Annotated in this window: 12 protein-coding genes; 8 read left to right on the forward strand and 4 right to left on the reverse strand. The window is 60.5% G+C overall.

Annotation, left to right across the window (positions count from 1 at the left end; all coding sequences use genetic code 11):
- Positions 1 to 43: 43 nt before the first annotated feature.
- Positions 44 to 1,534 (forward strand): aldehyde dehydrogenase family protein, encoded by a 1,491-nt coding sequence (locus AC3WTM_RS19910; protein WP_102672324.1) that lies wholly within the window; start codon positions 44 to 46, stop codon positions 1,532 to 1,534.
- A gap of 248 nt (positions 1,535 to 1,782) precedes the next feature.
- Positions 1,783 to 3,378: an ABC-F family ATP-binding cassette domain-containing protein gene (locus AC3WTM_RS19915; RefSeq protein ID WP_102672327.1), complete on the forward strand. Its 1,596-nt coding sequence runs from the start codon at positions 1,783 to 1,785 to the stop codon at positions 3,376 to 3,378.
- Between the two features lie 33 nt (positions 3,379 to 3,411).
- Here the strand turns inward: AC3WTM_RS19915 and AC3WTM_RS19920 are convergent, their stop codons facing one another.
- Positions 3,412 to 5,814: a DUF3772 domain-containing protein gene (locus tag AC3WTM_RS19920; protein ID WP_102672325.1), complete on the reverse strand. Its 2,403-nt coding sequence runs from the start codon at positions 5,812 to 5,814 to the stop codon at positions 3,412 to 3,414.
- Positions 5,815 to 6,072: 258 nt separating this feature from the next.
- On the opposite strand from AC3WTM_RS19920, the gene AC3WTM_RS19925 reads away from it, so the two are divergent.
- Genes AC3WTM_RS19925 through AC3WTM_RS19935 form a run of 3 tightly spaced genes read left to right on the forward strand, consistent with a single transcriptional unit; the run spans position 6,073 to position 9,046 of the window.
- A complete protein-coding gene (locus tag AC3WTM_RS19925; protein WP_492587636.1) occupies positions 6,073 to 7,038 on the forward strand; it encodes a Bug family tripartite tricarboxylate transporter substrate binding protein in 966 nt (321 codons plus the stop codon).
- Position 7,039: 1 nt separating this feature from the next.
- Positions 7,040 to 7,522: a tripartite tricarboxylate transporter TctB family protein gene (locus AC3WTM_RS19930; RefSeq protein ID WP_102672507.1), complete on the forward strand. Its 483-nt coding sequence runs from the start codon at positions 7,040 to 7,042 to the stop codon at positions 7,520 to 7,522.
- Between the two features lie 15 nt (positions 7,523 to 7,537).
- The gene (locus AC3WTM_RS19935) at positions 7,538 to 9,046 is read left to right on the forward strand and encodes a tripartite tricarboxylate transporter permease (protein WP_102672508.1); all 1,509 of its coding nucleotides are present in this window, start codon (positions 7,538 to 7,540) and stop codon (positions 9,044 to 9,046) included.
- Between the two features lie 35 nt (positions 9,047 to 9,081).
- Here the strand turns inward: AC3WTM_RS19935 and AC3WTM_RS19940 are convergent, their stop codons facing one another.
- Positions 9,082 to 9,981 carry a LysR family transcriptional regulator gene (locus tag AC3WTM_RS19940; RefSeq protein WP_102672509.1) on the reverse strand — a complete coding sequence of 300 codons (900 nt, stop codon included), beginning with the start codon at positions 9,979 to 9,981 and terminating at the stop codon, positions 9,082 to 9,084.
- 164 nt (positions 9,982 to 10,145) lie between these two features.
- Here AC3WTM_RS19940 and AC3WTM_RS19945 point away from each other — a divergent pair, with 164 nt between their 5' ends.
- Both AC3WTM_RS19945 and AC3WTM_RS19950 read left to right on the forward strand, forming a co-directional pair.
- Entirely contained in the window at positions 10,146 to 11,447 is a 1,302-nt protein-coding gene (locus AC3WTM_RS19945) for an NAD(P)/FAD-dependent oxidoreductase (RefSeq protein WP_102672510.1), read from the forward strand.
- A gap of 54 nt (positions 11,448 to 11,501) precedes the next feature.
- Positions 11,502 to 12,590, forward strand: coding sequence for a polyamine ABC transporter substrate-binding protein (locus AC3WTM_RS19950; protein ID WP_102672511.1), 1,089 nt, complete (start codon positions 11,502 to 11,504; stop codon positions 12,588 to 12,590).
- A 164-nt stretch (positions 12,591 to 12,754) separates the two neighbouring features.
- On the opposite strand, the gene AC3WTM_RS19955 is transcribed toward AC3WTM_RS19950, so the two are convergent.
- Positions 12,755 to 13,273, reverse strand: coding sequence for a carboxymuconolactone decarboxylase family protein (locus AC3WTM_RS19955; RefSeq protein WP_102672513.1), 519 nt, complete (start codon positions 13,271 to 13,273; stop codon positions 12,755 to 12,757).
- 134 nt (positions 13,274 to 13,407) lie between these two features.
- Here AC3WTM_RS19955 and AC3WTM_RS19960 point away from each other — a divergent pair, with 134 nt between their 5' ends.
- Complete coding sequence (locus AC3WTM_RS19960) at positions 13,408 to 14,223, forward strand: AraC family transcriptional regulator (protein WP_102672514.1); 816 nt, start codon at positions 13,408 to 13,410, stop codon at positions 14,221 to 14,223.
- A gap of 205 nt (positions 14,224 to 14,428) precedes the next feature.
- Here AC3WTM_RS19960 and AC3WTM_RS19965 read toward each other — a convergent pair whose 3' ends face one another.
- The gene (locus AC3WTM_RS19965) at positions 14,429 to 15,733 is read right to left on the reverse strand and encodes an IS4 family transposase (RefSeq protein WP_102672530.1); all 1,305 of its coding nucleotides are present in this window, start codon (positions 15,731 to 15,733) and stop codon (positions 14,429 to 14,431) included.
- Positions 15,734 to 15,946 lie beyond the last annotated feature (213 nt).

Raw genomic sequence — 15,946 nt, forward strand, 5'->3', positions numbered from 1 at the left:
CCGGATTTGCGCCTGAACACATCGTCTGAATGAAAGGTGAATTATGAGCAACGTTGAAATCCTGCCCCAGGTTGCTGCATTCCTCGAACGTCGTCACGGCTGCTTCATTGACGGCCAGTGGGTGCTTGCCGAGGGCGACAGCATTGCCGTGGTCAACCCGGCCACCGGGAAAACCCTGTGCGAAACCCTGGATGCACCGCTGGAACTCGTCGAGCGTGCGGTGCAGTCGTCCCACAAGGCGTTCAAGTCCGGCGTGTGGTCGAGCCTGCGCCCGGCAGACCGTGAACGCATCCTGCTGAACTTCACCCGCCTGGTCGAAGAACACGCCGAAGAACTGGCCCAGTTGGAAACCCTGAGCCAGGGCAAGTCGATCAACATGGCCCGCGCCCTGGACCTCAACGCCACGGTGGAGTTCATGCGCTACATGTCCGGTTGGGCGACCAAGATCGAAGGCCAGACCTTCGATGTGTCGATCCCGCTGCCACCGGGTGCCAAGTTCACCGCGTTCACCAAGCGTGAGCCGGTCGGTGTCGTGGTCGGCATCGTGCCGTGGAACTTCCCGCTGCTGATCGCCGCCTGGAAGCTGATGCCAGCCCTGGCCACCGGTTGCACGGTGATCATCAAGCCAGCCATGGAAACCCCGCTGACCGCCATGCGCCTGGCTGAACTGGCGCTGCAAGCCGGCATCCCGGCTGGCGTATTCAACGTAGTTACCGGTGGCGGCGCCTCCGTTGGCGGCGTGCTGCCCCGGCATCCCTTGGTGAGCAAAGTGTCGTTCACCGGTTCCACCGCCGTGGGCAAGAGCGTCGGCGTGGCGTGCATGGAGAACATGACGCGCTTCTCCCTGGAACTGGGCGGAAAGAACCCGATGATCGTGCTCGCCGATGCCGACATCGAAAAAGCCGTGCAAGGCGCGATCCTCGGCGGCTTGCTGAACAACGGCCAGGTCTGCGCTGCGGCCTCGCGCTTCTACGTGCACCGTTCGATCCACGACCAATTCGTCGAAGCCCTGGCCGCCGCCGTCTCTTCGATGCCGATTGGCGCCGGCATGAATTGCGACGCGGCAATCAACCCGCTGGTATCGCGCAAGCAACAACAAAGCGTGCTCAAGCACATCGAACTGGCCCGCCAGCAAGGTGCGCGGGTGGTGACTGGTGGCGAGTTGCTGGAGGGTGATGGTTTCTTCGTGCAGCCGACCATTCTGGCGGACATCGACCACAGCATGGCCGTGGCCCGCGAAGAAGTGTTCGGCCCGGTACTGGGCGTGATGCCGTTCGACGACGAAGACGCCGTGATCGAACTGGCCAACGACAACCGCTACGGCCTGGCGGCCAGCCTGTGGACCAACGACCTGGGCAAGGCCATGAACCTGGTGCCTCGCATCGAAGCCGGTACGGTCTGGGTCAACGCCCACGTGCTGCTCGACCCGGCGATGCCGTTCGGTGGTATCAAACAATCGGGTATGGGCCGTGAGTTTGGCCGTGCGGTGATCGAGGCTTACACCGAGCTCAAGTCGGTGTGTATCGCACATTGAGGCACATCTAGCATTTGGCGCAGCTTACGTTCGGCTGCGCCAGCTACTAAAGGGGCTTGTGTTACCAGTGCCATTGCGGCTCAGGCAAAACATCTAAAAACGGCTCATGCCATCGATATTCGTTTAGAAGACTAAGTGAATGATTATTGCCCCGCGTGGCAGTGAATTTTCAGCATGAGTCTGACGGAGCTTTCTGAAAATTATGGCTGTTGTTGCGATCAATGCGGTTTGTTGGTTGTATGGGCGCCATGACTCAACGGTTACTCCAACTCGATCAAGTGTCGTTCAACCTGCCTGACGGGCGCGTGCTGTTCGATCACTTGAACCACACCCTCAGTACCAGGGCCACGGGAATCGTCGGCGCCAATGGCTGTGGCAAGTCCTTGCTTGGCCGGCTCCTGACGGGGGAGCAACGGCCCACCAGCGGCATCGTCCGTCGCGAAGGGCGGATTTACGCCGTGCCGCAGTTACTGGAACCCGAGCGCTATCCCAGCGTTGCCGCGCTGGCCGGGGTCGACCATATTCTGAGGGCGCTGGATAGCATTGCCCAAGGCAGCGTCGACGAAGACGACCATTCGCTGGCGGTCGATCAATGGGATTGCGCCACCCGCCTTGAGGCGGAGCTGCAGCAGATCGGTCTGGGTCATTTGGATGCCGACGCGCGCACCGACGCACTCAGTGGGGGCGAACGGCAACGGGTGGCGCTGCTGGGGGCGTGGTTATCCAGAGCCGACTGGCTCATTCTCGATGAACCCAGCAACCACCTGGATATTGATCAGCAACTCAAGCTCGCGCAGCAGATCGATCGCTGGCCGAACGGTTTGGTGTTGATCAGTCACGACCGGGGGCTTTTGGAGCACGTGGACGAAATCGTCGAGCTGTCGCCATTGGGGCTTGCGGTTTATGGCGGCAACTACAGTCAGTATGCGGCGGCACGCGAGCAAGAGCAGCAGTCGTTCCAGTCGACATTGCAAGGGGAGCGAGCGCAGGCCAAGCGTGAGCAACGTGAAATGGTCGTGCAGATGGAGCGTCAGCAACGGCGTAATGCCCGCGGCGACCGTCAGGCCCGTGACGGCAATCAGACCAGGCTGATCACCAACGCCCAGAAAGAGCGCAGTGAAAACAGTCAGGGAAAATTGCGCCTCAATCAACAGGAGGCCCGGGAGCAGCAACAACAACGTATCGCCGAGGCCCGTGCGCGGTGCGCGCCGGACATTCAACGCATGATGTTGTCTCCGGAAAGCGTAGTGCCCAATGGCAAGCTGATTGTGCAACTCAAGGACGTGATTCTCCCGTACGGTTACGCGGCACCGGTCAATCTGACGCTGACCGGGCCTATGCGCATGGCGATCCTGGGCGCCAACGGCAGCGGCAAGTCGACCCTGTTGCGAGTGATCGCTGGCCAACTGCCGGTGCACGAAGGCGAACTCATCCGCAGTTGCCATGTCGGTTGGCTGGATCAACACGCCGGGTTGCAGTACCCCGAACGCACGGCGGTGCAATGGCTCTACGAGAGCAATCCGCAGTTGCCCGAGGCAGAGGCGCGGACCCGTCTGGCTCAGATGGGGATTGATGCGGATCGAGCGATGCTCAAGACCTGCCAATTGAGTGGCGGCGAGCGCCTGAAAATTGCGCTCGCCGCGCAGTTATATGCACAGCGGCCACCTCAGTTGCTGTTGCTGGACGAGCCAGACAACCATTTGGACTTGCCTAGTCGAATCGCGCTGGAGCAAATGCTCAATCAGTATCAAGGGGCATTGATCGTGGTCTCTCACGACCGTTCTTTTTTGCAGGCGATACATCTGGATAGCGAAGTCCATCTCAAACGCCAGTTGTCCATGTAAGGCTACGCTCGCATCTTTAGCACTTTCAATGCATCACACAGCAGGCGGTTTCGTCAGTTCAATCCCGGCGGCCCCCAACCGCTTGAGAATTTCAAACAGCAGCTGGCTCTTGATCGCGCCGACCGTGCGTGGGCTACCGACATAGCCGGTGATGGTCAATGTGATGCCTTCGGGTTTCAGCTGACTGAAGCGCAAGAACGGCGCTGGTTTATCCAGAATGGATTCATGTTCGGTGTAGGTGTTCATCAGCAGGTTTTGAACCAGCTCCGGATCGATATCCAACGGGAACATCAGTTCGAGTATCACCACGCCCTGGGCGCTGCCGCCGAGGGTGACGTTGCGCAGGTTCTGCGAAATCAGGTGGGAGTTGGGCACGATCATGATCGAGCGGTCGGCGAGTTGTATTTCCGTGGCCCGCACATTGATCCGGCGGATGTCGCCTTCGACGCCGCTGATGCTGATCAGGTCGCCGACCTTCACCGGGCGCTCGGTCAGCAGGATCAGGCCGGAGATGAAGTTCTTCACGATTTCCTGAAGACCAAAGCCGATACCCACTGACAGGGCACTGACGATCCAGGCCAGGTTGGTCCATTTGATCCCCAGCGACGCCAGCGTGAGCAGGACGACGGACACGTAGCCGATGTTGGCGAACAGGGTGCTGAGCGAGGCGCACATGCCCGGGTCCATCTCGGTTTTCGGCAGGAATTCGCGATCCAGCCAGCGGCGCAGAGTGCGAATCAGGTAGACACCGATCATCAGTGTCAGGAGGGCATGCATCAAATTGTCCGGGACGATGTTCAGCTTGCGCAGCCCTTCACCGCCGAGTACGGCCACAGTACCGGTGACCAGTTGCCCGAGTGTCGTACCGATCCCTCCGACAAACAGTGCAATGAGGCCAATCAGTATCAGGATGGCGCGGCCGGCCCCGGATAACACGGTGCAGATCTGTTCCAGGCGCGGATTGCCGATGCCCAGCAGCTGTTTGATGGTCTTGCCGGTGGGTTGCCGGGGCGAAAAAACGTAGTCGCAGGTGTCCTGATAGACCTGTGTGAGCAGGTAGAAACCGGCGCAGATGATGAATATCCAGACCATTTCATAGGTGATGAACCGGGCCATCGTCACGTAGCCGATCAACAGGGCAAACAGGGACACCACCACGGCAGCGCCCGTGAACGTGTAAATCAGGCCGGCGAAGGTGGTGACGCCTTCGGGGGCTTCTCCGGCAACGATCAGGTCTCTGCGCGTCTTGCTGACGCGCAACAGCAGCGCACCGATTACCAGTGCCGCGACCAATGCCACGATGCCCCGACCGAACAACACCACTTCAGCGCTCATGCCGGTGACATTGCTCATCTGCACCAGGGTTACCAGCACCAGCAGCAGGCTGGCCAGCAACCTCGGATAGGGCTCCATCGCCAGTGCCACCGGATCGGCAATATCGGGCAGGCGCCAGGAAGGATGTCTGGTGGACAACAGTGCGCGGCTCAATCCGGTGATCAGTACGCAGGTATAGGCCAGCTTTTCCAGATATTGCGCCAGGTCGGCCAGCAGGGGGGGGTAGGGCAGTTGCCGGGTTCCGGCAAAATGCAGCAGTTGCAGGGCGATGCCTGCGGTCAGCACCGTCGCCATCACCGACGCCAGCGCAAGGGAGCTGCGCCGCAGCCGGCCTGCAGGCATTCGATGAAAGCACAGCCACGCCAGAACCCGGCCGGCGAGGTTTCGACCCACGGTCCATATGACCAGGGCCAGGATCAGCAGGGTGGCCGTGATCCCGCGTTGTCCGGGTTGCCAGGCGGCCCGGTGCGTGACCTTGAGTTGCTCGATGAGGGCGCTGAAACGTTGACGGTCCTCGATCGGAAGAGCGAACAATGGCGACCAGAATCTCGGGCTCAGGATACTGCTGGTCTGCTGGGTCACTTCCGCTTCCAGCAAGCTGCGCCGAATGCTGGCAATCTGGGTGATCAGCTCGGCGGCACTTATTTTAAGCGCGGCCAGGGTTTTGAGTTGGCTGTCGATCTTGTTTTTTTGCTCGCCGAGGGCGTCTCGTTGGGTGGTAATTGCAGTTGTCAGCTGTACGTTCTCGTCAAGCGGCACGGGCCCCAGCACGTTCAGTTGAGCCTGCAATTGCGCCTGTCCAGGCAGCAGCGATGTGGACAGGCGTTCAATCTCCTGAATCAGTACTTGAACCTGGTCCTGTGAGCTTTCCAGCTGGGTGTAATTGCTGGCCTGGGAAACCTGCTGCTTGAGGCTGTTGAGCTGGTTTTGCACCCCCAGCAATTCGCTGTCGGAGATGCTGATGATCGGGGCTGCGGGAGCGGGGGCAGGTGCAGGAGCAGGCGCAGGCGCGTCGGCCATATCCCCCGCCAGCAGCCATCCCGGGCTTGCCACCAGGACCGCGAAGACGACGTAAATCATTGACTTCAAGACATTGCGCATCGGCGAGCTCGACGGGTTGTTGGTCACTTAGCCAATGAGGTTAGGCCATGACACGTACCCTGGAGCATTGTTTTGTCGCAATGGAACACCGAGAACCTGTGGGGGCTCTCACAAGGGGGGGCGGCGCCTTTGGCGGATGGTTTCAGCAAAACAAGTCAACCCATGAATCCATGGCCTAAGCTTGTTTGCAGGCCCCGGTTCATCACACACCTCGATGGGCAAGCGGCACCGATAAAAACAATGCAATCAGGAGATCCCATGTCCGCCTTGATCCGTCGTTTCAGTCGCTGCATGGCCGCCGGTTTGACCGCTGCGGTGCTGGTCGCACCAGCCTTCGCGCTGGATACCGTGAAATTCATGGCCCCGGGCTCGGTGGGCGGTGGTTACGACCAGACCGCCCGGGTGCTGGGCAAGGCCATGGTCGAAGCCAATACGGCCAAGGCCGTGACCTTCGAGAACAAGGGCGGGGCGGGCGGGACCCTGGGGCTGGCGCAATTTGCCAACAGCACCAAGGGTGACCCGAACGCATTGCTGGTGGTCGGCGCGATCATGGTCGCGGGGATCGAACAGAACAAACCGCAGATCAGCCTTAAGGATGTGACGCCCATTGCCCGGCTGTTCACCGAGTACAACGTGATTGCCGTGCGCAAGGATTCGCCCTACAAGACCCTCGATGACCTGATCAAGGACTTCAAGGCAAAGCCCACCAGCGTCACCTTTGGCGGTGGTTCCAAGGGGTCGATCGACCACATCGGCATCGCCGAGCTGGCGGGCAAACTGGATGTCCCGGTCAACAAGGTCAATTACATCGCCACCGGCGGCGGGGGTGAAATCGTGGCCCAGACCCTGGGCGGCCAGATCAAGGTGCTCACCGGGGGCTACGCCGAACTGGGTCAATACATCAAGAACGGCCAGATCCGGGTGCTGGCCATCGGTGCGCCCGAGCGTGTCCCGGGGATCGATGCGCCGACCCTCAAGGAAAGCGGCTACGACGTGATCATCGGCAATTGGCGCGGTGTCTACGGTGCTGCGAACCTCACAGCCGAGCAGCGTAAAGAAGTGACCGACGCGGTCGTGGCCGCCAGCAAAAGCAACGTCTGGCAAGACAACATCAAAACCAATGCCTGGACCGAGAGCGTGTTGACCGGTGATGACTTCGGCAAATTCGTCGACGAAGAGCACGTGCGTCTGCGGGCGATGCTGGTCAAGGTCGGGCTCCTTTGAGATGGCCGGGTCACGCGCAATCGTACCGACGCAATTGGCGATAGGCCTTGGACTGATCGCCCTTAGCGCCTTGCTGGCCGTGGGGGCCACCCGTTTTCCACCCGAGATGGGCTTCGTGATTCTGCCGGCTTACGTCTACCCCTGGATTGTCGCCGGCTTTCTCGGTGTGGTGGGCCTGTTGCTGAGTTATCAGGCGCTCACCGGCGGTTTTCGCGAACTGGACAGCGGCAATGGTGCGATCCCTGGCGGTAAATCCGGAGCCGCCTGGGTTACTGGAGGGTTGGTGGGGGTGGCCCTGCTGATCAACTTGATCGGTTTCGTGCTGGCCGCCGGGTTGCTGTTCGCCTGTTCGGCGCGGGGGTTTGGCAGCCGTCATCCCGTGCGGGACCTGGCCATCGGCATTGCCTTGACCTTGCCGATCTATTGGCTGTTCAACGCCGGGCTGGGGGTTTCCCTGCCGTCGCTGATCAACATTTGGCTTTGAAAGGAGATCGACACCGTGGACATTCTTTCAAGCCTGGCGATGGGGTTTTCCTCGGCACTGACGCCGATCAATCTGATGTGGGGGTTCATCGGCTGCCTGCTCGGCACCGCCATCGGCGTATTGCCGGGGATCGGTCCGGCGCTGACGGTGGCCCTGCTGTTGCCGATCACCGCCAAGGTCGACCCCACCGGCGCCTTGATCATGTTCGCCGGTATCTATTACGGCGCGCAGTTCGGTGGCTCGACCACCTCGATCCTGCTCAACACACCCGGTGAATCGTCCTCCATGGTCACGGCCCTGGAAGGCAACCTGATGGCGCGCAACGGCCGGGCGGGACCTGCGCTGGCAACGGCGGCGATAGGCTCGTTCGTCGCCGGCACCATCGCCACCGTTTTGCTGACCCTGTTCGCACCCGTCGTGGCCAGGCTGGCCCTGAATTTTGGGCCGACCGAATATTTCGCGATCCTGGTGCTGTCGTTCACCACCGTGTCGGCAGTGCTCGGCGCTTCGATGCTGCGCGGGTTCGCTTCGCTCGGCGTCGGGTTGACCATCGGTTTGATCGGGCTGGACTCGACCTCGGGCATTGCCCGCTACACCCTCGGCGTGCCCGAACTGGTGGACGGCATCGAAGTGGTGCTGGTGGCGGTCGGTTTGTTCGCGGTTGGCGAGGCCTTGTACAGCCTGCTCTATCAAGGGGAGTCAAACGAAGGACGGCATCGCCTGACTTCGATGTGGATGACCCGCGCGGACTGGAAACGCTCGGTGCCCGCGTGGCTTCGGGGCACGCTGATCGGTTTCCCGTTTGGTTCGATTCCGGCCGGTGGCGCCGAGATTCCAACCTTTTTGTCCTATTCCGCTGAGCGCAAGCTCAGTAAGTACCCGAAGGAGTTTTCCGCCAACAAGGGAGAGGGCGCCATCGAAGGCGTCGCCGGCCCGGAAGCGGCCAACAACGCCAGCGCGACCGGGTCCCTGGTGCCGTTGCTGACCCTGGGCATCCCGACGTCCGCTACCGCTGCGATCCTGCTGGCGGCGTTCCAGAACTACAACCTGCAACCAGGGCCGATGCTGTTCGAAACCTCTGCCGACCTGGTCTGGACATTGGTGGCGTCGCTGTATATCGGCAACGTGATCCTGTTGGTGTTGAACCTGCCGCTGGTGGGACTGTGGGTCAAACTGCTGCAAATCCCCCGGCCGTACCTGAACGCCGGCATCCTCGTATTCGCCACCATCGGCGTGTATGGCATGCGCCACTCATCCTTCGACCTGTTCCTGATGTTGGCGATTGGCTGGGGCGGGGTGCTGATGCGACGGTTCGACTTCCCTGTCGCCCCGGTGATCGTCGGCATGCTGCTGGGGCCGATGGCCGAGAAACAACTGCGTAACGCCTTGTCCATCAGCCAGGGCGACTGGACGGTGTTTGTCACGCAACCGATCTCGGCATTCTTCCTCGCCCTGACGCTGCTGGTACTGATGGTGCCCTATGTGTTGCATAAACGCGGCATCAAGTTGCATGAGGATGATTGAGTCCTGCGATGCGCAACTCCCACAGATTCTGGGGCTTAGTTGACTGGCGGTGTTGTGGTTTGCGCGGCAAACCATTGCATGACCGGTGCGCAGGCTGGGTGCGATGCCGCCGAGGGTTGCAGGCACAGCGAGTAAATTCCCCGGGTCTTCAACGGCTTACCAAACGGAATCACCAGTTCGCCCCGTTGAATCGACTCACCCGCCAGGGTCATGTCGGTCATCGCCACGCCCAGGCCCCGGGCGGCGGCATCGAGTGCCAGTTCGTCGAGGTTGAAAGGGATGTGCCGGTAGTCATGCAGCGACATGCCACCATGGGCTGACAGCCAGACCTTCCAGTCATGTTGATCAGAGGAGCGGTGCAGCAACGCGAAACCCGACAGATCTGCTTGCGAAGCCAATGGTCGGTCGTTGGTGCCGAGCCCTGGTGCGCACACGGGCACCAATGCCTCCTCGAACAGGGTCAGGCAATCGGGCGCTGTGGACGGCTCAGGCAGATAGAGAATGTAGGCGTCACTGTCGCTGGCCGGCTCGACCACTTCGGTGGCCACGGTTTCGATTGCCAGGGATACGTCCGGGTGATGCCGGTAGAAATCGCTCAGTTTGGGCAGCAGCCAGCGCACCGCCAGTGACACGTGCATGCGAATGCGGAACGGGCGTTTTTGCGGCGCGAGCCGGTCTTCGAGGGTACGCAACTGTTCAAGGATGCTGCGGGCGCTGGCCAGTACCTGTTCGCCCTCGGCGGTCAGTTGAAGGCTGCGGCTGCTTCTGACAAACAGCGGCAGGCCAAAGTGGCTCTCCAGTTGCTGAATCTGTCGGCTCACTGCGCTCTGGGTCAGGCAGAGCTTTTGCGCCGCTTGGGTGAAGCTGCCTGTCCCGGCAACCTCGACCAACGCCTGCAAGCCCTGCAGCGAGGGGACGTGGCGGATCTTGTCCATGCGTTTTCAGAATGCCTCGATGATTTAATAACGTTGGTTGCCCGCGTTATGAGCCTTTAGATTCTAGTCATCGCCGCCGTCATCGAAAACAGCTTATGCAAATTCTGCATGCAGGGCTGTTTTTGGATCGAGACGGTTCGCAGAACAAGAACCTGAGGTGACACATGGAAAATATCTGTGGCTGGATTGCGCAAGCGGGGAGTTCCCCCTTGCGCGAGCCGCTCAAAGGCGCGCAGCAAGCCGATTGGCTGGTGATCGGTGCTGGCATCACCGGCCTCAGTGCGGCGCACGCGCTCGCGCAAATGCACCCCCAGGCACGTATCGTGGTTGTTGACCGCCAGCGTGCCGCGCAAGGCGCTTCGGCGCGCAACTCCGGTTTTGTGGTGGCTCATGAGCATCCCGCTGCCGGGGAGCTACTGGGTAGCGACGGGTTCGCCGGGTATCAAGTGGATACGGCAATCGGCCGCGCAGCCGCCGACGAAGTCCGCAAGCAGATTACCCGCCATGGCATCGAGTGCGACTTCAGGGAGTTGGGCTATTTCTTTGCCGTCAGCGACCCACGCAAGCTGACTCACGTAGAAGCCAAGCTGCAGACCCTGCGTGCCGTTGGCGCCAGCGCGCAATTTCTGCAGGGTGCGTCATTGCTCGAGAAACTCGGAAACCGGCACTACCGCGCCGCGATCTGGTGCGGCAACGGTAATGCGCTGCTGCAACCGGCAAAGTACGTTCGGGGCTTGTTCGATGCGCTGCCGCCGACAGTGACGGTCTACGAGAACACCGATATCGCAGGTCTTGAGCGCCTGGGCGACGGCCGGGTTCGCGCCCGGGGCCAAAACGGCAGTGTCGAAGCCAAACAGGTATTGGTCTGCCTGAACGCCTTTATCCCGCGCGCGGGCATCGATGACAGCGGCACCTTCGCAATGGAGCTCAGCGCCAGCCTTACGCGGCCGCTCAGCGATCAAGAGTTTCAAACCCTTGGTGCGCCAGCGCCCTGGGGCGTGCTGTCGACCCGTCCGTTGGGCGCCACGGTGCGTCTGACCCCGGACCGTCGGGTGATGATCCGCAACACCGCGGAATACCGCTCGCGGGATCTTTCATTGAGCGAATTGTCGATCCGCCGCCAGCATCATGTGCTGGGGTTGCAACGACGTTTCCCGATGCTCGGCGAGCAGGACATCGAATACACCTGGACCGGTCATCTCAGCGCTTCGCGTTCCGGGCAGCCGTATTTCGGCAAAGTCGAGGAGGGCGTTTTCGCCGTGGCCGGGTGCAATGGTTCCGGCGTGGCACGGGGCACGCTGTGGGGCCGCTTGCTGGCGGAGTTGGCCTCGGGTCGTGATTCGCCGTTGCTGCAATCGGTCATCGCGCGGGCGCAACCCGGCTGGCTGCCGCCCAAGCTCTTGCTCGACATCGGTGCCATGCTGCGTATGAGCGTGGAGGCGGTCCGGGCCAGAAGCGAAATCTGAAAACACCCATTTCACAACAAGAACAAAAGCACTTCCCATCGAAGGTGATTCAACATGCGCGTCAATACGCTTTCCCTTGTGGCCCTGATTTCGACCTTTTCCGCCGCGACTCATGCCGACGAAACCGTCAATATTTCCAACTGGAACGGCTACATCGCCGACGACACCCTGGTCAACTTCAACAAGGAAACCGGGATCAAGGCGACCTACGACATCCACGACAGCAACGAAGTACTGGAATCGAAGCTGATGACCGGCAACACCGGGTATGACGTGGTCAGCCCGTCGAACCACTTCCTGTCGCGCCTGATCAAGGCCGGCGCCATCCAGAAACTCGACCGGAACCAGTTGCCCAACTGGAAGAACCTCGACCCGGCGCTGATGAAGAAACTTGAGGTCAACGATCCGGGCAACCAGTACGGCTACCCCTACATGTGGGGCACGGCGGGAATCGGTTACAACGTCGAGAAGATCAAGGCGATCTTCGGCAATACCGACGTAACCCGGTCCTGGAGCCTGTTTTTCGACCAGAACAACATCAAGAAACTGAGCGAATGTGGGGTGGCGATCATCGACAACCCGACGCAGATCCTGCCGATCACGCTTAACTATCTGGGCCTGCCGCCCCACAGCCATGAGCCTGCCGACTACAAGAAAGCCGAGCAGGCGCTGTTGAAAATCCGGCCTTACGTCCAGTATTTCCATACGTCCAAGTACGTCAGCGACCTGGCCAACGGTAACGTCTGCGCGGTGATCGGTTTCAACGGCGACATCGTGCAGGCCGCCGCCAGTGCCAGGGAGGCAAAAAACGGGATCGATATTGCCTACTCGATCCCGGACGAGGGTTCCACCTTGTGGCTGGACATGGTGGTCATGCCCAAGAACGCGCCCCATGAGCGCAACGGCTACGCCTATATGAACTACCTGCTGGAGCCAAAGGTGATTGCCAACATCAGCAACAGCATCCATTACGCCAACCCCAACAGTGCGGCGGATGCCTTCGTTGACCCGGCGGTGAAGCAGGACCTGGCGATCTATCCGCCGAAAAGCGTGATGGACAAGCTGTTCACCGTCGAGGACTTGCCCGCGGCCATCGCACGGTTGAGCACGAGGCTGTGGACCAAGCTGAAAACCAATACCTGACCGTGACGTCATGCGCATATCTGTCGCTTGAATAAAGTCAGTGTGGGAGCGGGCTTGCTCGCGAAAGCGGCGTATCAGACACCAATGCTGTCGACTGACACACCGCCTTCGCGAGCAAGCCCGCTCCCACAGGTTTTTTCAGACTGGATTTACGCTAGATGGGCTCAGGCATCGATGGCCGGGAAGTCGATGTCGGTCAGCACTGCGTTGTTCAGGTAGTTGGTCAATGTCTGCGAAGCTACATGGGCGATCACTTCGATGATCTTGCCGTCGTCGATACCGGCGGCACGCGCAGCGGCGATCTGTTCGACGGTCAGGTGGCCACGGCTTTCGGTGATCTGGCGGGCGAGGGTGGCTATGGCGTTTAGTTCACCGTGTCGTGCGCTGAGGATGTCCTGCTTCGACAGCCCGGCCTTGCCGGCGAACAGCGTGTGAGCGGCCAGGCAGTAGTCGCAGCCGTTGACCTGCGAAGTAGCCAGGGACACCGCTTCTTTTTCCGTGGCGCTTAAGGACGTCTTGCCCAGTGCGGCCGAGTTTTGCAGGTACGAGGCCAGCACCGCCGGGGCGTGGGCCAATACTTTGAAGACGTTGGGCAAAAAGCCGATTTTCTTCTGCACGCCTTCCAGCAGCGGGCGGGTGGCGTCGGTGGCGTGTTCCAGACTGATCGGGGCAATGCGGGTCATGGTGATACTCCGTGGTGTGAAGCGCGGAATGCGCTGGGTACGGAGCTGATGTTAGGGAGAACGCCTGGCTTGTTGGGTGCAAATCGTCGAGGATATGCGACAGATCGTCCAGAACTGCCTTCGGGAGCCTTGTCATGGATCGCTTGTCCACGTTGCTCACACACTTTGGCGTCAATGCCGGCACGTTCCATAGCGGCACGTTTTGCGGTACCTCCGCCTTCGACGGCCAACAGGTCAGCGGTCATTTGCACCTGCTTCAGGCGGGTGAGTTGCTGCTCAGGTTGGGGGATCAGCCGGATCTGCAACTGACCGAACCGACCCTTATATTTTTCCCCCGACCCTATCGGCATCGCCTGTTCGCTTCAGAAGCGTCCGGCACGCAACTGGTCTGCGCGACCCTGGATTTCGACGGCGGCGCGGGCAATGCCCTGGCGGCGGCACTGCCTAATTACCTGGTGCTTAAGCTCGATGAAATCCCGGCACTGGCCGGGACTCTGGAATGGCTGTTCAACGAGGCGTTTGACGGCACATGCGGACGTGAAGCCGTCATGGACCGGTTGTTTGAACTGCTGGTGATTCTGTTGCTGCGACACATTCTGAGTACGGGTGGCCAGCAACCGGGCATGATGGCCGGCCTCGCCGATGCGCGCCTGGCGCGGCCCCTGAGCCTGATGCATGAAACCCCGGCCAAGGCCTGGAGCGTGGCCGAACTCTCGGTCGCCGCCAACATGTCGCGGGCCAGTTTCGCCGAACATTTTCGTCGGGTGGTCGGGCAGACGCCGGTGGATTACCTGGTGAGCTGGCGCATCAGCCTGGCGCAGAAGCGCTTGCGCGAGGGCCGGCCAATTGCGTTGATTGCCGAGGAAGTCGGTTACGAAAGCCCCTCGGCGCTGGCCCGGGCGTTTCGCCGCAAGACCGGGCTCAGCCCACGGGAATGGAAGGGCAGCTGACCACCGCTTATCCCCTTGTGGGAGCAACTGCCTGTAAGCCGACCTGATATTACCGATGTACCCGATCCAATGGTGGGAGCGGCGGTGCGGCGATCCGACTTGCTCGCGAAGGTGGCCTGACAGTCAGCCTGTCTTTTGTTGACGGTGTACATATCCGTTGCTTCAGTAACGGCGACTTAGGGTTTCGCCCTTACGGCCAGCCCTTTCAAGGTCTTTTGATTTTGGCGGCCTTGAGCACCCGATCCGTCGACACGTGGGCATTCGCGGCCTTGCCCGCAAGCCACTCTTTGGATTTGGGCACCTTCGGGCCTCGTTTACTTTTTTCGACCTGCTTGGGCTGGATGTTTCTGGCCAGTGCAAGCAGGCGCTGGGCCAGTCTTTCTGAGGGTCGTGTGATGGGCAGATACTCCGTTGGCAATGCGATCTGCATACCCTCAAAACCACTGCGTACTTGTATCGCCAAGTGGTAAGTCGAAGCTTCCCAGCCTTCGGGCTGAGTTTCGCGATGAGCATGTTCAACACTGCGTTTGAGCACTGATAACACGTTGTATGCCAGCACTGCCGAAGCAAACCCCAGCAAGGCCGCTCTTGGATTGCCAAGGCTTTCGATCTCACTTTCCAGTACCGACTCCAGCCGCTGGAACATGCCTTCGATACACCAGCGACGACGGTACAAATCGGCGATTTGTTCAGCGCTGATGGCGTCGGGCAAGTTGCTCCAGAACAGAAGCGTGGTGTCACCCGATTCGGTCGGAGTTTGCAGGCTCAGCTCGACCCGCCGCCAGCGGCGTCCACCCTTCAGCTCAATGGTCTGTTCACGCACGGTTCCGCTTGGGACAGTGATCGGCTCTTGCCAGTCGCCTTCCTGAATCAGGCGTGGATGATGGCTTTGCTGACGAATGATGAAGGAAGCTCCGGTATCTTCGCAGGCCTCCATAACCGGGAGCGTGCAATAGAGCCGATCAGCCATCCACAGCTGGCCCGCAGTGGCTTTTTCCAGCAACGGCAGCACGCTGACACGCTCACTGGCGTAAGCATCTTCACAGGGCTGAAGGTCGACGATCTGGTCGAGATCAGGGTCGTAAACCACGACCGAAAAACCCGGTCGGGCGGCACCTCGTTCACGGCGCAAAGCCCCCAGACGTTTTTCGGTGGACGGCAGGTGGTTACCGTCAACAACCCTCAGCTGCCAGCCGGGCAAAATGGCTGAACAGCCCAACTCTTCAATCGTCGGCGCCAGACGCTGTGCACTGCCGGTCACCAAAGCGCGCAGCAGTGCGGGTTCTGTGCGGCTGACCTTGTCATAGAGCGCCGCCAAGCTGACAGGAAGATCATCCATCTGCCGCGCGGCGGCATGCAGCGAAGGTCGCAAACCCTGTGAAACAAGGGACATCAGCTCAACGATGGTCGAAAACAAAAGCTCACGCGGGTACTGCCGTTGACGATGCTCTTCGAACACCTGATCAACCCACTCGGCCGCAATGGCCTGCTCCAGCACCAACTTGGTCATGACACTGGCCGGTGCTTTTTTCTCGAACCGCGCTAGAACCTCTGTCCACATCGTCTCGTCGTCCTGACTGGAGTTTTGGGGGGGATTCTAAACGAAGACCTTGAAAGGGCTGGCCCTTACGGCGACTCACTTTTTTAACAAGCGCCTTAGAAAAGTAAGCAAAAAAAGCGCTCGCCCCGAACGTCCGGCCCCTCGCCAGGGCTCGGGGTTCCT

Source organism: Pseudomonas sp. EU05-FHT14B02 (assembly GCF_058791055.1).